This window comes from Actinocatenispora rupis (assembly GCF_016861975.1).
GTDB classification, from domain to species: Bacteria; Actinomycetota; Actinomycetes; order Mycobacteriales; family Micromonosporaceae; genus Actinocatenispora; species Actinocatenispora rupis.
Genome location: NZ_BOMB01000044.1, coordinates 11870 through 33513 on the forward strand (window position 1 = coordinate 11870; position 21644 = coordinate 33513).

Genomic DNA, 21644 nt, shown 5'->3' on the forward strand with positions numbered 1-21644 from the left:
CCTGCGGTCAGCCGAGACCGATGCGGGGCGGCGGTCCCGTGGCGAGCCCGACGTCGCCACCGCCCGCGTCGGGCGGTACGCCGAGGGCCGCGAGCTCGACCGCATGGGCGATGTCCGTACCGGTGACGACCCCGGCGAGGATCCCGGTCCGGTCGAGCACCGGGACCAGGCGCCCTGCCGAGGCGAGTCGCAGGGCGTCCACGAGCGGCTGGTCGGCCCGGAGCAGGTCGTGGCCACGGATCGGCACCACGAGCGAACCCAGCTGGACAGTGGCCCGCGCCGGCGTGGGTACCTGGGCGAGCCGTCCCAGGCTCACGGTTCCCAGTACCTGCCCGCCGATGGTGAGGACCGGAAACTGCCGGTACGTGCAGCGGCTGGCGACGGACCGCACGAACGCGTCGACGGTCTGGCTCTCGTACCCGCAGACGGGAACGGTGTGCACGATGTCCCCGACGGTCGCGCCGGAGACCAGATCCGTCAGCGCCGCCGTACGCTGTTCGGCGCCCGCCGCCCAGCTCAGGAACATCCCGACCAGGGCGAGCCAGATGCCGGACAGGCTACGGGTCAGGAGCACCTCCAGCACGCCGGCCACCACGAGCAGCGTGCCGAGCAGCCCACCGGTGTACGCGGCGGCCCGGGTGCCGGCGGCGCGATCACCGCGCACGCGCCAGATCACGGCCCGGAGCACCCGGCCACCGTCGAGCGGTGCGCCGGGCAGCAGGTTGAACGCCGCGAGTATGCCGTTGATCGTGGCGAGCCAGAGCAGGCTGGCCGCGGCGAGCCGGGGCGCTCCGGCCGCCTGCGCGGCGACGGCTGCGCCGGCGGCGAGGGCGCCGCACAGCACGCTGGCGGCTGGTCCGGCCAAGGCGACCAACAGGTCCGCCTTCGGGCTGGGCGGATCGCCGCCGAGTTCGGACACGCCACCGAGCAGCCACAGGGTGATCCGCCGGACGGGGACGCCGTAGTGGCGGGCGACGAGCGCGTGGGCGAGTTCGTGGGCGAGCAGGCAGGCGAAGAACGCCACGGCGGCGCCGAGTCCGCCCGCCCAGTAGGCCGCGGCCGGCTGGTGTGGCGCCGCGGCGGGCAGCACGGTCAGCGCGAGTCCGTCGGCCAGCAGAAACATGATGAACAGGACCGACCAGTGCACGCCGACGGGGATCCCCGCGATACGACCGAGCGAGATGGTCTGGCGCATCGAACTCACCGCCCCTCTACTCCACGGTCCGCCGCCGTGGAGGGGGCGGCCAGGGTCGTCTGGCCGTGCTGCGCCAGCCGTCCGGCACCTCGTGTCCCGGGGTGTACGGCACGGGTCCGACTCAGGCGGGCAGGCGGCTCACCCGGCGGAATCGGAGGTGTCCGGGACCACGGCCACGGGGCACGGCGCATGGCGTACCAGCGCCTGGCTGGTGGAACCGAGCAGCAGTCCGCGGAAGCCGCCCCGGCCGCGGGCACCGACCACGGCGAGCTGGGCGTCGGCGGCCCGGTCGATCAGGACAGCTGCCGGATGCCCACGCGCGTCGTAGCCATCGAGGCGCACCCCGGGGTACTCCTTGTGCCACCGGCGGAGCATCTCGTAGATGCGTTCGGCCTCGGACTCCTCGTCCGGATCACCGAGGTCCGGCGGCGCACCGCCGGCCACCGGCCAGGCGTGCACCGCGATGAGCGGTACGTCGCGGCGCGCCGCCTCCGCGAACGCCCAGCAGGCGGCCCGGTCCGAGCCGGGCGGATCCACTCCCAGAACGACCGGCGCATCCGCGGGGATCGCCGCGTTCGGGCGTACGACGACCACGGGGCAGGGGGCGTGCTCGGCGAGTTGGACGCTGACCGATCCGGCCAGCAGTCCCGTGAACCCGCCCAGGCCTCGGTTGCCGACGACGATCGCCGCCGCGCCGCGCCCGGCGGCCAACAGGCATGCGGCCGGCGCCCCCGACTCCACCCTCCCCTCAACCGGCACGCCGGCGCTGCGTACCCGGGCGACCGCCTCGGCGACCATTCGGCGGACGGTCTCCCGGGGGTCGTACCGGGCGGGAACGCCGGTGAGGGGAACACCCATGACCGGCCACTGGAAGGCGTGCACGACGAGTACCGACGCGCGGAGGCGCGACGCCTCGTCGGCCGCCCAGTCGAGGGCCGCCTCGCTCCAGCCTGATCCATCGGCACCCACGACGATGGCCGGCTTGCCGCTCCCACTCATGACCGTCCCCCCGACGTGTCGACCCGGTCAGATGCGGAACTGTGTGGCGTCGTCGATCCGGCCGTCCTCGCCGCCGGCGTACGCGGCAGGCAGGTCCGGGTACACCGCGATGGTCGACGGCGGGTCGGCCAGGAACAGCGCGGTCCGCACCAGCGGCTGCGGGTTGGCCAGTCGCACGTCGTAGCCAAGCCCTGTCAAGGCTCCGACCGTGGCCACGAGGGCGTCGACACCGGCGGCGGTGGCCAGGTACAGCCGGGACAGGTCCATGAGCAGGATCCGGCCGTGCGGCCCCGGCGGCCGTGCGGCCACAGCCATGAGAGTTTCCGCGTCGTCCCCGGACAACCGGCCCACCAGAGCGATGACGGTGCCGTGGAACCAGTCCCGCCGTTCGACGTCGAGTCCGGCGACCGGTTGTCGCGTGAACATCTGCACCACTCCACTCAGGTCCGGGTCAGGGTGACCTTCAGCGCACCGCTGGAGGCCGGGTCGGCGAACAGGTCGTACGCCTCGGTCATGTCCGTCAGGGCGAACCGGTGAGTCACCAGGTCCGCCGGGTCGATCAGCCGGCCGGACAGCATCCGCAGCAGCTCCGGGGTCGACCAGGTGTCGACCAGCCCGGTGGTGATCGTGACGTCGGAGATCCACAGGCTCTCCAGGTGCAACGCGGCAGGCGCCCCGTGCACACCGACGTTGGCGACGTGCCCGCCGGGGCGTACCAGTCGGGTGCACAGCTCGAAGGCCTCGGGCCGGCCGACGGCTTCGATCACGACGTCGGCGCCCAGACCGTCGCCGAGGCGCCGCAGCTCGTCCTCCGCGTCCTCGGGAGCGACGACGGAGTCGGCGATGCGGTCCGCGGCGACTCTACGGGACGCGGCCGGGTCGATGGCGATCAGATGGGACGGCGAGTACAGCCGCGAGCACAGCAGCGCGGCCAGTCCGATCGGTCCAGCGCCGACCACCGCCACCACCGAACCGGGCCGAACCCTGCCGTTGTGCACGCCCACCTCGTACGAGGTGGGCATGATGTCGGCGAACAGCACCGCGACCTCGTCGGGAACCTCCGCCGGCAGCCGGTGCGTGGACAGGTCCGCGAACGGGATCCGCGCGTACTCCGCCTGTACCCCGTCGATCAGGTGCCCGAGGATCCATCCGCCGCCGTTGCGACACTGGCCGTACCTGCCGCGCCGGCAGTAGTCGCAGCTGCCACAGCCGGAGATGCACGACGCGAGGACCCGGTCACCCTCGGCCAGACCGGTCGCGGCGCCCGCGTCGACGACCGTACCGACGGCCTCGTGGCCGAGGATGCGCCCCGGCTTGACCTCCGGTACGTCGCCCTTGAGGATGTGCAGGTCGGTGCCGCAGATGGTGGCCGTGTCGACCCGGATCACCGCATCCCGCGGTCCCTCGACCGCCGGGTCCGGCGCCGTGGTCCACGCCTTCCCGCCGTTGCCTTGGTACACCAGGGCTTTCACGATGGGACCCCCGTTCCGTTGCGCTGATGGACGACGGCGACCGGGCAGGTGGCCCGGTGCAGGACCGCGCGGCTGGTGGAGCCGAGCACGAGGCTGGCGAACCCGCCGCGGCCGCGGGATCCGACGACGATCAGCTGCGCGGTCCGCCCGTACGCGAGGATCTGGTCCACCGGCGTGCCGTGCGCCAGCACCGGCCGCACCGCCACGTCCGGGTACTTCTCGCGCCAGCCGGCGAGCGCCTCGGAGAGCAGTACGTGTTCGGTGTCGGCGACCTCGTCCGGGTCGTAGTAGTCCGGGGCGCGGGTGAACGGGTCGGCGCTGCCCGGTTCCATCCAGGCGTGCACGGCGACCAGGTCGGTGTGCCGCCAGCTCGCCTCCTCGAACGCGAACCCGAGTGCGGCCTGGCCACCGGCCGAGCCGTCCACGCCGACCAGCATCGGTCCGCGCGTGTCCGGGAAGCCCGGTCCGTCGGGAATCACCAGTACCGGCCCGGACGCGTGCGCCGCGACCTGCGTGCTGACCGACCCGAGCACCATGCCGGACATGCCGCCGAGTCCACGCTGACCGACGACGGTCAGCTCGGCGCCGGCCGATGCGGCCACCAGGACCGCGGCGGCCGCGCCCCGCTCGGTCCGCCCGGACACCCGTAGGCCGGGAAACCTGGTGCGCAGCAGTACCTCCTGCTCCTGCAACCGGCGCTGTGCCTCGGCGCGCGCCGGCCCCACCGGATCGACCGCTTCGCCGTCGTCGAGGAAGTCGTACCCGGGCTGGTCGAAGACGCTGACGAGCAGTACGGGCCGGTGACGTCGCGCCCCGACCGCCCCCGCCCATGCCCCCGCACGCAGGCTCGCGGTGGATCCGTCCACCCCGACCAGGATCGGCCTGTTCGGCATCACCATCGTGTACCTCCCCCACCCAGCTCAGCGGCTGAGCGCCACCCCACCCAGGGCCGAACGGACCGACCGGGCAGGACATGCGAACCTCACCGGCGATCCGTCCGCCGGCAGACCACCTGCACGCAGTTCGCCACCGGGTACCGGGTGACCGGGCGCAGCGCCTCCAGCACCTCCGCGGTGAGGTCGTTGCGGACGTAGCCGGGCACACGGTGGTCGAAGACCAACCGGACCCGGATCCGCCCAGGACGGTCCTCGACCTCGATCCGGCCCGGCATGGCCACACCGTGTGCGGTCAGGACATCGAGCGCCGTGTCCGTCACCAGGTGCCGCAGGCGGCTCAGCCGCGCCGACTCGATGACTGCTGGCCGTGCCATCGTTCGTCCCCCTGCACAGTCCCGACGGCGGCACGCGCCGCCGTTGCCTCTCGGCGCCCGGCGGGACGAAACCCATGCACCGGCGGCATCCGCTGTCCTCGACGTCGGGAACGACCGCTGTCGTCTCGTCCGGCTCTCTCGGTGGTGGTTTCGCCCCGTCGGGCGCACCTTCACGATCGGTCGGGTCGCCGTGGTACGGGTAGCGCCGAACTGCTCGATCCAGCGGGCCGTTCGACTCGTACCGACCGTGCCCCCGGATCGCGCAGGACCCGGGCCGTGGGTCGCCCGGAGCATCAGGCGATGCGTACGGCGCGGGTGAAACGCCTGCCGGACCGTACGACAGCCACCGGCCCGGCTGCGTGATGCAGGACGTGGCGGCTGACCGAGCCCAGCAGCAGCGCCTCCACGGCGCCGCGGCCACGCGCACCGACGATCAGGATGTCGGCGTCGTGCGCCATCCGGACGAGGGTGCGGCCCGCGGGGGCGTGCACGACCCGCTGGGTGACTGCGACGTCGGTGTAGGTCGCCGACCAGCCCGACAGGGACTCGGCGAGCAGCCGCCGCTCCTCGTCGGCCACCTCGTCCGCGTTGTACACCAAGGGCTGCATGTCGCCGGGCTTGGATCTGCCCGGTGCGGTCCAGGTGAGTACGGCAGTCAGCGGGAGGTGTCGAAGGTCCGCCTCCTCGAACGCGAAGCCCACGGCCGGGTCGGAGAGCACGGATGCGTCGGTACCGACGAGAATCCGGCGTGCGGACGGTGGAGCGGCCGGGGCCGTCGGCACGACGACGACCGGGCAGGCCGCGTGCATCGCGACCCGCAGGCTCGTCGACCCCAGCGGTCCGGCACCCGAATGGGTACCGACCACCAGCATGATCGCCTCCTGCGACAGGCCGGCGAGTACCGGTCCGGGATGGCCGAACTCCACCGTGCCCGACATGGCCACACCGGGTGCAACTGCCTGGGCGCTTCTCACCGCCGCCGACACCTCCGCGGTACCGTCGCGTTCCGGCTCGACACGGTCGAAGGCGTGCACGATCCGCAGCGGCCGTCGGCGTACCATCGCCTCCCGTGCGGCCCACCGTACGGCCGCGGTCGCGGTCGGCGATCCGTCCGTGCCGACCAGGATCGGCGCCCCGGCCTTCCCCAGCACCGGTTCCACCGCCTCTCGTGTCGCGGTCGGCGTTGTGCCCCACCGGCTCCGGCGGAGACGCCGCCGTCCAGCGCCGCAGGTTCAGCCGCCGCCACCCGGCGCCCGCCCGTGCAGAACGTCCAGGCGGTGTCGGTACTCCTGTTCGTCGATCTCGCCGCGGGCGAAGCGCTCGGCGAGGACCCGCTCGGGCGTCGAGCCGTCGTGATGCGCGGCCCGGCCGCGTACCAGCATCCGCACCAGCACAGCGACGGCGGCAAGCACCAGCGCCCAGAACAACACCATCGTCACGCCCATCAGGCCGTAGCCCCAGGGGCCCATTCCCGGGCCGTACCAGTGCATCATCGTGTGCTCCCCCGAGGTTGCCGCGGGTTGCGGGCCCCAGCACGGGAAAGCGTGCCGGGACGGGTCATCCGGCCCGGCTCACCGTCGCCGCCATCGCGTCGGCCAGGGCCGCGCCCCACGCGCGGGCGCGGTCGCGTTCGCCGTCGTCGAGCGGCCCCTGCGTACCGGTGACGTAGAAGCTGCGCGGCGGTGCGATGACCCGCGCACCGCTGCGCCGGAGCCGGCGCCGGATCGCACCGGACGCCGAGCCCGGCAGCCGAGTACGGGCGTGCGTGTCGAACGACGCGGCGAGCGTGCCGTGCATCGGCCCCGCCACCGCCAACCACTCCCGTACCCCCCGCTCGCCGACCGCCGCCTTCTCGTCCTGCCGCGCCGCGGCGCTGCGGGTACCCCGGCGGCTCATGCCGAACGCGTGCGTCGGGCCGCCCACCACGACCAGGTCGATGTCGGCGGGCAGCGGCGCCGGCGCGTCGGCCACCGGGACCGCGCGTACCCCGACCCGTGCACCGAGCCCTTCGGCGATCGCCTCGGCGACCAGCGCGGTGTTACCGAACATCGATTCGTACACCACCAGGGCCTGCATCGTTCCTCCCTCGTCGGTTCTCACGCCTCCAGTGGACGTCGGTGGCGGGGATTCCGGCAGGGTCGGTCGGCCCGGGGCGGCGGGTCGGACGACACGGCGACTCCGTGGATGCGCCCACGCGCGGCCAGACCGCCGATACGCTGGCGGTACCGAACGGGGAGGTGGACGTGTCGGACCAGGACGCCCGCGACGACGGGTCGGCCGCGGCCGGCACGACGAAGGACCGGTTGCCGCGCAAGGTGTACGAGCGGGAACTGCTGCGGTTGCAGACCGAGCTGGTGCGCCTCCAGGAGTGGGTACGCGCCGAGGGCGCCCGGCTCGTCGTGGTCTTCGAGGGGCGCGACGCGGCCGGCAAGGGCGGCACCATCAAGCGGGTCAGCGAGTACCTGAACCCGCGCATCGCCCGGATCGCCGCGCTCCCCGCCCCCACCGAGCGCCAACGCACCCAGTGGTACTTCCAGCGCTACGTCGAGCACCTGCCGGCGGCCGGCGAGATCGTCCTGTTCGACCGCAGCTGGTACAACCGGGCCGGGGTGGAGCGGGTGATGGGCTTCTGCACGCCGGAGCAGTACCGGATCTTCCTGCGGCAGTGCCCGATCTTCGAGCGGCTGCTGGTCGAGGACGGCATCCTGCTGCGCAAGTACTGGTTCTCGGTCAGCGATCTGGAGCAGGAGCGGCGGTTCACCGACCGGCTCACCGATCCGATGCGGCAGTGGAAGCTGTCCGAGATGGACCTGGAGTCGATCACGCGCTGGGAGGACTACTCCCGGGCGAAGGACGAGATGTTCGTGCACACCGACATTCCCGACGCGCCGTGGTACGTGGTGGAGAGCGAGGACAAGCGGCGGGCCCGGATCAACATGATCGCGCACCTGCTGTCGAGCGTGCCCTACCACGCGGTGCGCCGGACGCCGCTGGAACTGCCGGCCCGGCCCGCGTCCACCGGCTACCAGCGCCCGCCGCGCACCACCCAGACGTACGTGCCGGACCACGCCGCGTCGCTGCACTGACCGGCGTCACCGGTCGCGGGTGGCATCCGGCCGGGTGACCGCGGCCAGCGCCAGGATCACCCCGCCCAGCACCACCATCGTCGGCTGCAACGGACTGAACTCGCGGAACAGCGTGATCTCCGCGGCCATCCACGCCAGCAACGCCAGCCCGGCAAGTACCGACAGGCCGGTCACCCGGGCCGGCGCCCACAGGTACGCGGAACCGGCCAGCAGCATCGGCACGCCCACCACAGCGAACAGGGCGACCGCCGGCACCGGCCACGTCGCGAACGGCGTACCGGCCAGGGCGTCCGACGGCAGGCCGGCACCGTCCACGAGCAGCATCACCGCGCCGCCCACCGCAGACATGCCCACGACCACGTCCAGCAGTACCAGCACGCGGACCGCCAGCGTCCGCCAGACCGTACCGGAACGCGGCGCGAGCATCGGACCCTCCCGTCGTGTGCCACCCGTACTCCAGTGCACCCCGGCCCGGATCGCCGCGGGAGGGCCGAACGACCCCCGCGCGCCGGTCGCTCGCCCCTGTGCGGGGACGGACGGCCGAGGTGGGGTGGACGGAGACGACGGCCAACGGGAGGTGCGTGATGACAGGGACGGGTCCGGGCCGCCAGCCCGCCGGTCGCGACCTGTGGGACTGGTTCGACTGGCCGGCACGGTTGCCGTGGCACACACCGCCGATCCGGGTCGAGGACTCCCTGGAGGGCGACCGGTACGTCATCCGCGCCGAACTGCCGGGCATCGACCCGGCGACGGACCTGCGGGTCACCGTCGGGCACGGAGTACTGGGCATCCACACCGAACGCCGGTCCACGGCGACGGCACACCGGCACGCCGAGTTCTCGTACGGCACCTTCGACCGGACCGTGTCGCTGCCGGACGGTACCGACGAGGACAGCGTGACCGCGCGCTACGACAACGGCGTACTGGAGATCTCGATGCACGTCGCCGGTACCCGGTCCCAGCCGCGGTCCGTACCGGTCGACACCGGGTAGCTCCTTCTCGCCGAACCCACCACCGGTCGGCTGTCCGTTGCGGCTCAACCGATTCCCGGCTCGGGCGTGGGCCCGCGGGACGGCTTCGAGTGCGGCCTCGCCCGGACATTTCGACAGCATCGAGGCACGACGATCACCCGGTCTGATGGTTGCCAGCCGGTCGCCGTCCGCGGCGGCAGGATGGGCGGCGTGGACGACTTCGAGACGCTGTACCGGGCGATGGCGAGCCGGGACGTCCGGTTCGACGGCCGTTTCGTGGTCGCGGTGACCAGCACCGGGGTGTACTGCCGCCCCAGTTGTCCGTCCCGTACGCCACTGGCGCGCAACGTACGGTTCTTCGCGCTGTCCGGCGCGGCGGAGGCGGCCGGGTTCCGGGCCTGCCGCCGGTGCCGCCCGGACGCCGCACCCGCGTCACCGGAGTGGCGGGTACGCGGGGATCTCGTGGCGCGGGCGCTGCGGCTGATCGCCGATGGCGCGGTGGACCGGGACGGCGTGGCCGGGCTCGCGCGCCGCCTGTCGGTCAGCGAGCGGCACCTGCACCGGCAGCTGCTCGCCGAGGTCGGCGCGGGACCGCAGGCGCTGGCGGTGACGCGCCGCGCGCAGGTGGCGCGGATGCTGGTGGAGTCGAGCGCGCTGCCGATGTCGGACGTGGCGTTCGCCGCCGGGTACGCCAGCGTGCGGCAGTTCAACGCGGGCATGCGCGTGGCGTACGGGTGCGCGCCGAGCGCGCTGCGGCGACGTCCGGCCGACGGCGCGGGCGGGGCGCTGACGCTGCGCCTGCGGTACCGGGAGCCGTTGCCGACGGGCCCGCTGCTGGCCTGGCTGGCGGAGCGGGCAGTGCCCGGTGTCGAATCGGTACGCGCCGGACGCTACGAGCGCACCCTGCGGCTGCCGCGGGGGCACGCGCTTGTCGGGATCGGGTTCGAGCCGGACCGCCCCGGCGAAGCCCTGGTACGTCTGAGCCTCGCCGACGTCCGCGATCTGGCCGCCGCCGTCGAGCGGTGCCGCGAGATCCTCGACCTGGACGCCGATCCCGCCACGATCGCGGCCGACCTCTCCGCCGATCCGGTCCTCGCGCCGCTGGTGGCGCGGGCGCCCGGGCTGCGCGTACCGGGCTGCGCCGACGGGGTCGAGGGCGCCGCCCGCGCCGTCCTGCGCCGGCACCCACATGCGTTGGTACGGCTGGTCGAGCGGTACGGCGAGCGGTTCGGTGACCGCCGGCTGTTCCCGACGCCGGACGCCCTGGCGCGGGCGGACCTCGGCGCCGTCGGGTTGACCGGCCCGCGCGCGGACACGCTGCGCGCGGTCGCGGCCGCGGTCGCCGACGGGGCGCTGGTGCTGGACCGCACCGCGGACCGGGCCGACACCCTCGCCACGCTGCGGGCGATCCCGGGCATCGGCCCGTCGAGGCTGGCGTACGTGGCTCGGCACGCGCTCGGCGACCCCGACGTGTTCCCGCCGGATCCGTTGCTGCGCAAGGCGGTCCGCCGGCTCGGCGCGGACCCGGACCGCTGGCGCCCGTGGCGCTCGTACGCCGCCGGGTACGTCCACGGCTTCGCCGTCGCCGACCGGCACCGTCCGTAGCACCGCCGGATCGGCTGCCCCGCAACGAAACCGCGGCCGCTTCATCCACCCCCGAGTACGGAAAGATCGATGGGTCAGTATCTGGACACCTTGCGTACCAAGGACTTCCGGCGCCTGTGGCTGGGCGCGACCGTCTCCACCCTGGGCGACGGCATGACGTACGTGGCGCTGGCGTGGCTGGTGGCCGCGCGTCCCGGCGGTACCGCGCAGCTCGGCCTGCTCGGGGTCTGTTACACCGCCCCGGTTCTCGTCGGCGGCTGGGCCGTCGGCCCGCTGCTGGACCGGTTCGACAAGCGCACCGTCCTCGTCGCCGACAGCGTGGTCCGCGCGCTGGCCGTCGCGTCGGTGCCGGTTGCCGCGGCGCTGGCGGCGGTGCCGGGCTGGCTGCCGTTCGCGGTGGCCGCCGTGTACGGAGCGCTGAAAATGGTGCCACTGGCCGGATTCCCGGCGTCGATCCCGTACCTGGTGGACGACTCGCACCTGGAGGCGGCGAACGCGCTGGAGTCGTTCGGGTTCAGCGTGGCCGGCGTGGTCGGTCCGGCCGCGGCGGGGCTGCTCGTCGGCTGGATCGGCGCGCCGAACGTCCTGCTCGCGGACTCGGTGTCGTTCCTCGTGTTCGCGTCCGCGGCGGCGCTGGTCCGCCCGCTGCGCCCACGACGCGACCCCGCCCGGCCGTACGGGTCGCTGCGCGTGCTGGCGCGCGACCGGGTGATCGTGACGACGACGCTGGCGTTCATGGCGTTCAACGTCGCCGAGGGCATGCTGCTGGTGACCGCGCCCTGGCTGGCCGTGCACCGGCTCGGCGGCGCCACCGCCCTCGGCGTACTCCTCGCGCTTCTCGCGGCCGGTGAACTCGTCGGCGCCGCCGTCGCCGGTCACCGCCGGCCGAGCCACCGCCGCGTACTCGGCATCGGCATCGTCCAGGCCGCCGGAGCGCTGGGCTTCCTCGCCGTACTGGCCGGGGCGCCGCCGCTGGTGGGAGCCGGGTTCCTGGCCGTCGGCGGGTTCGGCGCGGCGATGACCGTGTGGGCGCAGGCGCTGCGGATGCGCCGCATCCCGGCGGAACTGCACGGCCGCGCGTTCGCCCTGCTGCGCACCCTGATGCAGGCCACGCCGCCGCTCGGCGCCGTCCTCGTCACCCCGCTGCTGGTACACGCGCAGCAGGGCGCGGCCGCGCTGGTCATGGCCACCGTCGCCGGCGTACCCGCGATGCTGCTGGTCGCCGCCGGCCGCCGTACCCGCACCGACTGAACCTTCGTGGGCGGGCGGTCCGGTGGCTCCGCGACGGACGACCGGCGGCAGCGGCACCGTCCTCGCCCCGCCAGCACCGGCCCGACCGCACGCAAGCGGGTCGAGCCGGCGCCGGCAGCGAGGTGGTCGCCATCAGCGCGAGCGCCGCACCGCCGCACCGGCGCACCGGCGCGCCGGGATCACTGCCGGTCGGCGCGTTCGGCCGGACGCTGGTGGGCCGGCACGCCGGTCACGGGGTGGCGGGACGCTCGGCGACGGTGAGCAGGACCTTCCCGAGTACGGTCCGGGCCTCGACCGCGGCGTGTGCCCCGGCCGCGTCGGTGAGCGGGAACGTGCCGCCGACGACCGGACTGATCCGCCCGGCGGCGGCCTCCGCGAGGGTCCGCGCGACGAGCGCGGTGACCTGGTCGCGCGCCTGCGCCAGCGCGGGCAGGCCGTGGACGGTGATCCCGCGCCGCCGGGCCTCGTCCGGGTCGACGGTGGCGAACCCACCGGTCGGCGCGCCGTACGTGAAGATCGTGCCGCCGTCGCGTACCGCGGCCAGCGCGGCGCTGCCGATCGCGCCACCGACGCCGTCGAGTACCACGTCGACGTCGCGCACCCGGTCGAGCCAGTCGGCATCGGTCGGGTCGACCACCTCGGCCGCACCGGCCTCGCGTACGAGGGCCTGCTTGGCGGCACCGCGGGCGGCACCGATGACGTACGCGCCGGCCGCCGCGGCCAGGCCGACCGCGAGCAGGCCGGCACCGCCGTTGGCGCCGAGTACGAGAACCCTTGTGCCGGAGGCGATCCGGGCCGTGTCGAGCAGCGTCAGCGCCATCGGGCCGTCGTGCGTCAGGGTCGCCGCGGTCGCGTCGTCGACCCCGTCCGGGATCGGCACGATCTTCTCCACCGGCACCACGGCACGCTCGGCGTACGCGTTGACGCTGTCGGTGTAGCCGACGACGCGCCTGCCGAGCCACGCCGGGTCGACGCCCTCGCCGACCGCGACGACGGTCCCCGCGACCCCGTCCCCCGGCACGTACGGCGGGGTGACCGGGAAGTGTTCCCGGCCCCAGCCGGCGCGTACCTGGGTCTCGACGAACAGCACGTCGACGGCGGACACCGCCACCACGACCTGCCCGGTTTCCGGTGCCGGATCGGGCACCCGGCGCGTCACCAGGACCTCCGGTCCACCGAACCGCGCCACCTCGGCCACCAACATCGGCTCACTCCTCTGCCCCGCCGCTCTGTCCCCACCATCCTCAACGTTGAAGTGAACTTCAGGTCAAGCCCGGCGTGCGGCACGTCACGGCGCGACGCCACGTCCGACACCGTCGGCACCGGACCTCACCGTACGAACGGGTGGGTCACGACCTGGACGAGCACGAACGCGGCGACGACGAACACGAGGTAGGCGAACCAGCGGCGCAGCCGGACCGCCGGCAACCGGGCGGCGAACCGGCCCGCGACCAGCGACCCGAGAATGGCGGCGGCGGTGAACACGCCCGCAACGCGGTAGTCGACGGCCGCGTCGCCGGCGTGGGCCGCGAACCCGGCTGCCGAGTTGATCACGATGATCACCAGGGACGTACCGACCGCCGTCGGCATCGACAGGCCGAGCAGCAGGACCAGCGCCGGGATGATGAGAAAGCCGCCGCCCACGCCGAACAGGCCGGTGAGGAACCCGACCGCGAGCCCGGCCCCGAGCGCCCTCGGCAGACACCGCCGCCAGTTCACGCGGCCCTGCGGAAGCGCGCACGCGCCGCCCGTCTCGCGACGTTCCCGCAGCATCTGTACGCCGGCGGCAACCATCAGCAGCGCGAAGCCGGCCAGGACCACCCTCGGGTCCAGCAGCCGGTTGACTGCCGCTCCCCCGAACGCCGCGACCGCCCCCGCGGCACCGAACACCCCCGCGATGCGCCACTGGACCTGTCCGGTACACATCCGGGGCAGCACGGCGGCGGCCGACGAGATCCCCACGATCAGCAGCGATGTCGGTACGGCCGCGCCCAGTGACTGCCCGGTGCCGTACACGAGCGCGGGCACGGCCAGGATCGATCCGCCGCCGCCGAGCAGCCCCAGCAGTACGCCGACGGCCGCGCCGAATCCCAGCGCCGCGATCATCCGCTCAGACTCGGGTGACAGCGGGGGCGGGCTCGTCCGCGGCGGTCTCGGGTCGCGTGGCGACGCCGGTGCGCACCGCGCGAGGGCCCGTCACCGGTCGTCCTGACGCTGGCCGGGGACGGTCGGCAGGCCCGCCTCGGCGGCGCGGGTGTACGCGTCGTCGACGTGCACCACCCGCCGGCCGGCGCGGGCGAGCATGCTCACCGCGGCCGCCGCCCGGTACCCGGATCCGCAGTGCACCCAGATCACGCCCGGCGGCAGCTCGCCGATCCGGCCGGCAAGTTCTGGCAACGGTACGTGCACGGCGCCGTCGACGTGCTCGGCGCGCCACTCGTTCCCGAGGCGTACGTCGAGCACGACGTCGGGCGCCGGCAACCCGTCCGGGACGCGACCGTCGCGGGCGGCGGCCAGGTCCGCGAACGTGGCGACCGGCAGCGTCCCGGTGCGGGCCTCGTCGCCGCCGGACCACCGCTCCGGCGTACCGGTGGCCGCGGCGGTGGGCCGGTCGATGCCGATACGGGCCAGTTCGCGTTGCGCGGTGGCCACCTGCTCGGCCGTCTCGCCGAGCAGCGTGACCGGCTGGCCGGCGGGCATGAGCCATCCCAGCCAGGTCGACATCGCCCCGTCGAGGCCGAAGCTGAGCGTGCCGGTCAGGTGCCGGCGCATGAACGCCGTACGCGAGCGGAGGTCGACGACCCACTCGCCGGCGTCGATCCGGCGACGCACCTCGGCGGGGTCGGCACGACGCACCGGCGTCAGGTCGATCGGATCGGCGCCGGCGGCGTTGCGCACGCCCATGTGCGCGTAGTACGCCGGGTAGGCGTCGAGCCCGGCCAGCGTGGTGGTCACGAACTCGTCGGCCGCCAGCCGCAGGGCCGGGTTGCCGAGGCGTTCCTGACCGATGGTGGAGGTCGCGGCGTCGGACTGGCCGGCCGAGCAGAAGCTGCCGAACCCGTGCGTGGGCCAGATCCGCGCCCCGTCGGGCAGCAGATCCGCCAGCCGCCGTACCGAGTCGTGCTGGTGCCGGGCCAGGGTCTCGGCGTGCTGGTCGCCGAGCAGGTCGGTGCGGCCGGTGGTGCCGAACAGCAGCGAGCCGCCGGTGAACACGCCGACAGGTCCCTCCGCGCCGGCGAGCACGTACGACAGGTGGTGGAAGGTGTGGCCCGGGGTGCTCACCGCCGACAGCCGCATCCGTGGCGAGATGGCCACCTCGTCACCGTCGGCGATCCGCGTACGGTCGAAGGCGACGTCGTCGGCCCCCGCCACCAGGTACGCCGCGCCGGTCAGCCGGGCCAGCGCCAGTCCGCCGGAGACGTAGTCGTTGTGCAGGTGGGTTTCGGCCACGTGCGTGATCCGTACCCCGAGGCGTCCGGCGAGCGCGACGATCCGGTCGATGTCGCGCTGCGGGTCCACCACCAGGGCCACCCGCCCGTCGTGCGCGAGGTAACTCCGGTCGCCCAGCGTGGAGGTCTCCACGACCTCGACGTCGATACCCATCGTCCCGTCCCCCGTCGTCTCGTTCGTACCGCTGACCATCAGCCCCCCGTTTCGACGGCGGTCGCGCCCGCCGTTGGCCCGCGGCCCGGGAGCGGCGCTCCCCCGGCGCCACCTGCCGACCGCGGTACCGGCCCGCCACGGCGCCTCAACCTCAAGCGTGCCGCGACCGCAGCCCGTCCACGCTCATCTCCCGTACTCCTCGGACTATACCCCCGGGGGTATCACGAGTCGCGTGAAGCGCCTCACCGCGCTGCCACACCCCGGGGCGGTTCAACCCGATCGCCGCGGCCGGAGCCGAGGCGGCGGCCGCGACACCGACACACCACGCCACGTCCGCGAACATCCGGCGACACCTGACGCAACCCGGATCCAAGCGCCACATCCCTTGGTACGCAACGGGTTCCGCACGTACGCCAGGGAACGGCGGGAGGCGCAGTGCTCGCCACACGGTGGAGTCGCGGTGGACCGTCGCCCGGAACGGGGGCGACATACCGTCCGATGCGATCGTCAGCGCCGACGCGGGACCAACCGGGCGCGGCTCGCCCGTCGACGCCTGTCGACGTTCCCGCGATAGGTACGTCCCGCGGGTCGCGAACGCCGTACCGACGCTGCCGCGCGGATACCCCCCGAGGTATCTTCGGGATGTCGAGGTCTGAGCGAAAGGGGCCACGTGCCATGCAGATCGAACCGGACACCGTCGGCGACGCGGTGCGCCGCCTGCGCCGCGCCGAGGGGCAGATCCGTGGCGTCATCGCGATGCTGGAGGCGGGCCGCGACTGCGCCGACGTGGTGACCCAGCTCGCCGCGGTCTCCCGTGCGCTGGACCGGGCGGGCTTCAAGATCGTTGCCAGCGGCCTGCAGCAGTGCATGGACGCGAAGAGTGACGGCGACGACCAGAAGGCGAACCTCGCACAGATGGAGAAGCTGTTCCTCTCCCTCGCGTAACCGCAGTGTCCGGGTGGCGGTCCCGCTGTGGGGCGGGCTGTGCCGTCGGCCCCTGACGGGCGGACCCGTTCGCCCGCCGACTCACCTGCCGAACAGGCGGCCCAGCAGACGACGTCCCGCGCCCGGCGCAGCCGGCGTGTCCCCCTCGTGGCCGGGGCAGCGCCGATCCTCGGGGATGTCCCGCATCACCTGGTCGACGTGCCGTCCGCAGCCGGCCCAGGTGGTCTTTCCGCACCGACGGCACGTCACTGCTCGACACATGTACGGCTCCCTTTGCTGTCGTCGACGGTGAACTCCCAATACCCCCCGGGGTATCATGCCCGACGGTACACCCACGTACGCGGAGGCGCACGGCACAGGCGCGAACGGGGCACGGCGACGCCCACCAAGGCGAGCCATCGGCCGGCGGCTCTCATCGGAACCCGCCGGGAGCGAACCCCTGCCGTGCGCGCGCCTCAGAGCCCCGGCGGTGGCCGTCCACCTGCCGCTCGGATCGATGTCCCGCGCGCCAGCCGTACGATTCCCGTCTCGTACTCCCAGGCCCACGGAATCGGATTGTTGTGTGCCACGAGGTGGCGGGGCGCAATCGTGCCGCGGGGTCGAGTGACGCGTCGTGGACGTGGCGGTCCGGCGGCGAGGCGCAGCGGTGGAGAATGCCCACCTTGTCGTTTCACGGCCAAGGCGGCAGGTACGTCGGCGGTCGGTCGGGAACCATCGGCGACGACGCCGAGCGGAATTCGTCAGCAGGCCGACTGAAACCTTCTGCACGCGCCAGGCGTGAGGCAAGTATCTCCGCCCCTGCTTCCCGAGGAGTCCCCAGCGATGCCCTCCTCCGTTCCACCGCCGTTCCGTGTACGACCGACCGTGCGTGGTCTCCGGGCGCTCGCCGTACCCGCGCGGCCCGCCGGACGCGGCGCCGCCCGTACCGGGAACGGCTGCCGAGAGGTCCGGCGCGAGCGCAGGCCCGTCGCCCACCGCCGGCGCGTTGCCGCGGCGCGAACCCGGTCGGATCCACGGCTGGGCAACGGGTACGGCACGACGGGCGCCTCCTCGTCGACTCCGCCCACGGCACATCCGAGCCGTACCGGGTAGTGCCAGGCGGCCGGGCCCGAGGTGGTGCCCCGCCGATCAGCGAAGGGGTCGCCTGTCGGCGCGGCCCACGACGCGGTCGAACGGGCAGCCCCCGGAGCCGAGTTCTTCCCGCACGCCATCCGAGTAAGCCCGAATAGCGCGTCGCCACACGTCGAACGAATCAGCAGGGCCGCCGTGCCCGTTCATGGTTCGGCGTTGGTTCCTTCCTGCTCTCCTCCTTTTCCGAAGCGGGGTTTCATGTCCTTTTTGAGCATTGTCGTTCCCGTGTACCGGGTGCAGGCTTACGTGTCCGAGTGCCTGGATTCGCTGCTGGAACAATCGTTTTCCGACATCGAGATCATTGCCGTGGACGACTGCTCACCGGACCGCAGCGGCGAACTGCTGGACGACTATGCCCGGCGGGATTCCCGCGTACGGGTCCTGCACCTTCCGGAGAATCGCGGCCTCGGGCCGGCCCGGAACGCCGGGCTCGCCGCGGCCACCGGGCGCTACGTCTGGTTCCTGGACAGCGACGACTGGGTCGCACCGGACTGCCTGCGGAAGATCGCCGAGCGGCTGCGGGCGACCCGGCCGGACGTCCTCGTCGTCGACTACGCCCGCGCGTACTGGAACCTGAAGGCGGTGCGGAACACGTCGGGGCACCTGCTCGCGGACGCGCCCGAGGTGTTCCGCGCGTCGGAGTATCCCGACCTGCTCCGGTTGTTTCCGGGCGTGTGGACCAAGATCGTGCGTCGCGACTTCCTCCGGGCCACCGACATCGGGTTTCCCGCCGGCTACTACGAGGACCTCCCGTTCACCTACCCGCTCCTGTGCGCCGCGTCGCGGATCGCGGTACTCGACGAGGTCTGCGTGTACTACCGGCAGCGCCGGCACGGGTCGATCCTCACCAGCCACGGCCGCGACCATCTCGTCCTGCTGGACCAGTACCGGGAGGTCTTCGGGCGGCTCCGGCGCGCGGGCACCCCGCCGGAACTGCGGACGGTGGTCTTCGACCGCATGGTCGACCACCTGCTCCTGATGCTGAGCCGCCGCGGCCGGCTCGGCGCCGGAACGACGGCGCGACCGGTCCGGCGCATGTTCTTCCGCGAGGCCGCCGACCTGTGCCGGATCCACCGACCGGCCGGGTGGCGTCAGCCGCCAGGCATCAACGCCGTCCGGTACCGGCTGTTGGAGGCCGGGTCCTGGCCGCTGTTCTGCGCGTTGCGGATCGTCTACCAGGTGCTCCGGGTCGGCCGGGACACGGCGCGGCGGGTGGCGCGACCGCTTCGACGTCGCGTGCGCAGGGCACGGTCCGCCGCCCGTACCGCGATGCTGCGCGGGTACTACCAGCTCCAGCGGCGACTGCCGATCGACGGCAACCTCGCCGTGTACTCGATCTACTGGGGCGCCGGGTACGGCTGTCACGCCGCGGCCATCTACGAGCGGGCCCTGACGGTGGCCCCGCACGTCCGCGGCGTCTGGATCGTCACGCCCGAGGCCCGGGAGAATGTGCCGGCAGGCGTTGCGGCGGCGACCATCGGCAGCGCCGCCTACTACCGCGCGCTGGCGCGGGCGAAGTACGTGTTCAACAACGTGAACTTTCCCGACTTCATGGTCAAGCGGCCAGGCTCCGTCCACGTGCAGACCCATCACGGCACCCCGTTGAAGGCCATGGGAATCGACCTGCAACGCTGCCCCACACTGGCCCGCGGCAACAACTTCGCCAACCTGTTGAAGCGCTGCGACCGCTGGGACTACAGCCTCTCCTACAGCCCGTACTGCAGCCAGGTGTGGGAGCACGCCTACCCGGCCCGCTTCACCGAGCTGGAGTACGGTGCCCCGCGCAACGACGCGCTCGTCGCCCCCGACCCCGGTCGGATCGCCGAAATCCGCGCCGGGCTGGGCATCGGACCCGACGAGACCGTCGTCCTGTACGCGCCGACGTTCCGCGAGTACCGGCGGTCGGGCACCCCGCTGGTCGACTACGAACGGCTCCGCGACGCGATCGGCCCGAACGCGCGGCTGCTGGTACGCGAACACCACTTCGACCGAAGCCCGGCGCGCGACGACCTGCCCGCGGGGATCCTCGACGTCTCCCACCATCCCCGCGTGGCCGACCTGTACCTCGCGGCGGACGCCCTCGTCACCGACTACTCGTCCGGCATGTTCGACTACGCCGTCCTGGACCGGCCGATCGTCGTGTACGCACCCGACTGGGAGGTGTACCGGACGATCCGTGGCGCCTACTTCGACCTGATGGCCCAACCACCCGGCGTCGTGGCGCGTACCGCCGACGAACTGCTCGCGGCGTTCCGCACCGGCGCGTACGCCGACGCCGGAGCGACGACCGCGCGCGCCGCGTTCCGGGAACGGTTCTGCGGCCTGGACGACGGGCACGCGGCCGAACGGGTCGTCCGGCACGTCATGCTCGGACAGCCGCAGGCCGCCCGCGACACCAGCAGGGGCGAGCACGCGACGGCGGCCGCACCGGCGTGACCGCCACCGTCGCGGCACGCGCGAGCACCCCGGACACCGCCCGCCGGGTACTGCTCGACGGGGACTGGGCATGGTCCGCGGTGGCCATGCTCGGGATCGGCAGCGTCGGCATCATGCGGCCGGTCGTGTGGCGCGACGAGCTGTGCAGCATCACGGCCGCTCGCCGCGCACTGCCCGCGCTGTGGGACATGCTGCAGCACGTTGACGCCGTGTCCGGCCTCTACTACCTGCTGCTGCACCTGTGGATCTCGCTGGTCGGGGACTCGCTGCCCGCCATCCGGATCCCGTCGGTACTGGCGATGGCCGGTGCGGCGGCGTGCGTCACCCGCACCTGCCGGATCCTGTACGGGCCGCGGGTCGGGCTCGGCGCCGGCCTCCTCTTCGCCGTACTGCCCGTGACCTCCCGGTACGCCCAGGAGGCGCGCGGGTATGCGTTGTGCGTTTTCGCCGCGGCCGCCGGCGGGTGGCTGCTCCTGCGGGCCCTGCACCGTCCACAGTGGACCCGGTGGTGCGCGTACCTGGTTGCGATGACCGTCGCCGGGTACGCGAACGCCGTCGCGTTGAGCCTGCTCGCCGCGCACGCGGTCGTGGTCGGCGCAGGGTGGTGGCGGCACCGCGAAACCCGCCGCGTCGTGCGGTGGGCGGCCGCCGCGTCCGGCGCGGTCGTCCTGACCGGGCCGGTACTGCTGGTGGCGGCGCGCCAGCGCGGCGGGCAGCTGTTCTGGTTGACGGCCCCCGGCCCGCCGCAGCTCCGGGAACTGTTCCCGACGCTCGCCGGGTCGTCCCTGGTGGCCGGTGCGCTGATCGTCCTCGCCGCGCTGTCGGTGACGGGGCCGCGCCGCGCCCTGCTGGTCGGCGCGGCCGGGGTACTGGTTCCCGTGACGGTGGTCTTCGCCGTCTCCCAGGCACAGCCCCTCTGGTACGCGCGGTACCTGCTGTTCGTCGTCCCGAGCCTCGTCGTACTGGCATCCGGCGCGACGGCCCGGCTCCCCCTCCGGGCCACGGTCGCGATGGTCGCCGTCGTGGCGGTCATCGGCGTACCCGACCAGCGGGCCGTACGCGAACCGGGCGCGCACACCTCCGGGCGCTACCCGTACCTGAGCCCGCAACCACCGATCCGCTACGACGTGCTCGGTCGCGAGCTGCACCGCCGTGCCCGCCCGGGCGACGCGCGGCTGTTCCTCCCCGCGGAGGCGCACTGGCAGTACGAGACCTACCTCGACTGGCGGTACGGCCGCGACCAGCCACGCCTGGTGTGCCAGGCCCGCACCGCCGTACAGGCACAGCGCCTGCTGCCCACCGCGGACGCCGACATCGGGCGGTGCATCGGCCACAGCCCGCGCCTGTGGCTCGTCCGGGCGGGCAGGCACGACACCGCGCCGCTGCGCGGTCTGTCCGCGCCCGTCGGCACGGCATTCAAGCAGCGCTACCGCATCGCGTCCGCACGGTACGTGCAGGGCAGCACGCTGATCCTGGCGGTCGCCGCCACCAGCCACAGCGGACCGACGAGCCCACCGCGCTGACTCAGCTGCGCGCCAGCGAGGCCGCGACCGGGCCGGGCAGGCCCGCCCGTCCGGGCGAACGCGCACCCGGTCGAGCCCCTGGTTTCGCCTTGCCCCGCAGGGCGCCGCGTGCCGCACGCCGAGATGTGACACCCGCAAGGAACGTGCGGCCTCCGGC

21 protein-coding genes are annotated in these 21644 nt (G+C 73.6%); 7 read left to right on the top strand and 14 right to left on the bottom strand.

Features of this window, described 5'->3' with window-relative positions:
* Positions 1 to 7: 7 nt before the first annotated feature.
* The 9 genes from Aru02nite_RS31770 to Aru02nite_RS31810 all read right to left on the bottom strand — a co-directional run bounded on the left by Aru02nite_RS31770 (position 8) and on the right by Aru02nite_RS31810 (position 7012).
* The gene (locus tag Aru02nite_RS31770; protein ID WP_203663877.1) at positions 8 to 1195 is read right to left on the bottom strand and encodes a site-2 protease family protein; all 1188 of its coding nucleotides are present in this window, start codon (positions 1193 to 1195) and stop codon (positions 8 to 10) included.
* 138 nt (positions 1196 to 1333) lie between these two features.
* Positions 1334 to 2194, bottom strand: a complete 861-nt coding sequence (locus Aru02nite_RS31775; RefSeq protein ID WP_203663878.1) for a universal stress protein — start codon at positions 2192 to 2194, stop codon at positions 1334 to 1336.
* Positions 2195 to 2221: 27 nt separating this feature from the next.
* Positions 2222 to 2620 (bottom strand): STAS domain-containing protein, encoded by a 399-nt coding sequence (locus Aru02nite_RS31780; protein ID WP_203663879.1) that lies wholly within the window; start codon positions 2618 to 2620, stop codon positions 2222 to 2224.
* Positions 2621 to 2634: 14 nt separating this feature from the next.
* Positions 2635 to 3666: an alcohol dehydrogenase catalytic domain-containing protein gene (locus Aru02nite_RS31785; protein ID WP_203663880.1), complete on the bottom strand. Its 1032-nt coding sequence runs from the start codon at positions 3664 to 3666 to the stop codon at positions 2635 to 2637.
* Positions 3663 to 4559: a universal stress protein gene (locus Aru02nite_RS31790; RefSeq protein WP_203663881.1), complete on the bottom strand. Its 897-nt coding sequence runs from the start codon at positions 4557 to 4559 to the stop codon at positions 3663 to 3665. The genes Aru02nite_RS31785 and Aru02nite_RS31790 overlap by 4 nt, the downstream gene beginning before the upstream one ends.
* 89 nt (positions 4560 to 4648) lie before the next feature.
* The gene (locus tag Aru02nite_RS31795; RefSeq protein ID WP_203663882.1) at positions 4649 to 4936 is read right to left on the bottom strand and encodes a hypothetical protein; all 288 of its coding nucleotides are present in this window, start codon (positions 4934 to 4936) and stop codon (positions 4649 to 4651) included.
* A 293-nt stretch (positions 4937 to 5229) separates the two neighbouring features.
* Positions 5230 to 6096 carry a universal stress protein gene (locus Aru02nite_RS31800; protein WP_203663883.1) on the bottom strand — a complete coding sequence of 289 codons (867 nt, stop codon included), beginning with the start codon at positions 6094 to 6096 and terminating at the stop codon, positions 5230 to 5232.
* Positions 6097 to 6168: 72 nt separating this feature from the next.
* Complete coding sequence (locus tag Aru02nite_RS31805) at positions 6169 to 6429, bottom strand: SHOCT domain-containing protein (protein WP_203663885.1); 261 nt, start codon at positions 6427 to 6429, stop codon at positions 6169 to 6171.
* A gap of 64 nt (positions 6430 to 6493) precedes the next feature.
* Positions 6494 to 7012 (bottom strand): flavodoxin family protein, encoded by a 519-nt coding sequence (locus Aru02nite_RS31810; RefSeq protein ID WP_203663887.1) that lies wholly within the window; start codon positions 7010 to 7012, stop codon positions 6494 to 6496.
* A gap of 167 nt (positions 7013 to 7179) precedes the next feature.
* Here Aru02nite_RS31810 and ppk2 point away from each other — a divergent pair, with 167 nt between their 5' ends.
* Positions 7180 to 8022 (top strand): polyphosphate kinase 2, encoded by an 843-nt coding sequence (ppk2, locus tag Aru02nite_RS31815; protein ID WP_239077077.1) that lies wholly within the window; start codon positions 7180 to 7182, stop codon positions 8020 to 8022.
* A 6-nt stretch (positions 8023 to 8028) separates the two neighbouring features.
* Here the strand turns inward: ppk2 and Aru02nite_RS31820 are convergent, their stop codons facing one another.
* Positions 8029 to 8448: a hypothetical protein gene (locus Aru02nite_RS31820; RefSeq protein WP_203663889.1), complete on the bottom strand. Its 420-nt coding sequence runs from the start codon at positions 8446 to 8448 to the stop codon at positions 8029 to 8031.
* Positions 8449 to 8606: 158 nt separating this feature from the next.
* On the opposite strand from Aru02nite_RS31820, the gene Aru02nite_RS31825 reads away from it, so the two are divergent.
* The 3 genes from Aru02nite_RS31825 to Aru02nite_RS31835 all read left to right on the top strand — a co-directional run bounded on the left by Aru02nite_RS31825 (position 8607) and on the right by Aru02nite_RS31835 (position 11849).
* The gene (locus tag Aru02nite_RS31825) at positions 8607 to 9014 is read left to right on the top strand and encodes an Hsp20/alpha crystallin family protein (RefSeq protein ID WP_203663890.1); all 408 of its coding nucleotides are present in this window, start codon (positions 8607 to 8609) and stop codon (positions 9012 to 9014) included.
* A gap of 180 nt (positions 9015 to 9194) precedes the next feature.
* Complete coding sequence (locus Aru02nite_RS31830) at positions 9195 to 10598, top strand: AlkA N-terminal domain-containing protein (protein WP_373325030.1); 1404 nt, start codon at positions 9195 to 9197, stop codon at positions 10596 to 10598.
* 69 nt (positions 10599 to 10667) lie between these two features.
* Complete coding sequence (locus Aru02nite_RS31835; RefSeq protein WP_203663892.1) at positions 10668 to 11849, top strand: MFS transporter; 1182 nt, start codon at positions 10668 to 10670, stop codon at positions 11847 to 11849.
* Positions 11850 to 12078: 229 nt separating this feature from the next.
* On the opposite strand, the gene Aru02nite_RS31840 is transcribed toward Aru02nite_RS31835, so the two are convergent.
* The 3 genes from Aru02nite_RS31840 to Aru02nite_RS31850 form a co-directional block, all read right to left on the bottom strand.
* Positions 12079 to 13053, bottom strand: a complete 975-nt coding sequence (locus Aru02nite_RS31840; protein WP_203663893.1) for a zinc-binding dehydrogenase — start codon at positions 13051 to 13053, stop codon at positions 12079 to 12081.
* Positions 13054 to 13178: 125 nt separating this feature from the next.
* Entirely contained in the window at positions 13179 to 13955 is a 777-nt protein-coding gene (locus Aru02nite_RS31845) for a sulfite exporter TauE/SafE family protein (RefSeq protein ID WP_203663895.1), read from the bottom strand.
* Positions 13956 to 14045: 90 nt separating this feature from the next.
* The gene (locus Aru02nite_RS31850) at positions 14046 to 15452 is read right to left on the bottom strand and encodes an MBL fold metallo-hydrolase (RefSeq protein WP_203663987.1); all 1407 of its coding nucleotides are present in this window, start codon (positions 15450 to 15452) and stop codon (positions 14046 to 14048) included.
* A 675-nt stretch (positions 15453 to 16127) separates the two neighbouring features.
* Here Aru02nite_RS31850 and Aru02nite_RS31855 point away from each other — a divergent pair.
* Positions 16128 to 16397, top strand: a complete 270-nt coding sequence (locus tag Aru02nite_RS31855; RefSeq protein WP_203663897.1) for a metal-sensitive transcriptional regulator — start codon at positions 16128 to 16130, stop codon at positions 16395 to 16397.
* Between the two features lie 81 nt (positions 16398 to 16478).
* Here the strand turns inward: Aru02nite_RS31855 and Aru02nite_RS37710 are convergent, their stop codons facing one another.
* Positions 16479 to 17471, bottom strand: coding sequence for a DUF8730 family Cys-rich protein (locus Aru02nite_RS37710; RefSeq protein ID WP_505712020.1), 993 nt, complete (start codon positions 17469 to 17471; stop codon positions 16479 to 16481).
* A gap of 255 nt (positions 17472 to 17726) precedes the next feature.
* Between Aru02nite_RS37710 and Aru02nite_RS31860 the strand changes: the two genes are divergently transcribed.
* Complete coding sequence (locus Aru02nite_RS31860) at positions 17727 to 19964, top strand: bifunctional glycosyltransferase/CDP-glycerol:glycerophosphate glycerophosphotransferase (RefSeq protein ID WP_203663898.1); 2238 nt, start codon at positions 17727 to 17729, stop codon at positions 19962 to 19964.
* Positions 19961 to 21487, top strand: coding sequence for a glycosyltransferase family 39 protein (locus Aru02nite_RS31865; protein WP_203663899.1), 1527 nt, complete (start codon positions 19961 to 19963; stop codon positions 21485 to 21487). Before Aru02nite_RS31860 ends, Aru02nite_RS31865 begins: the two co-directional genes overlap by 4 nt.
* The last annotated feature ends 157 nt before the right edge of the window (positions 21488 to 21644 follow it).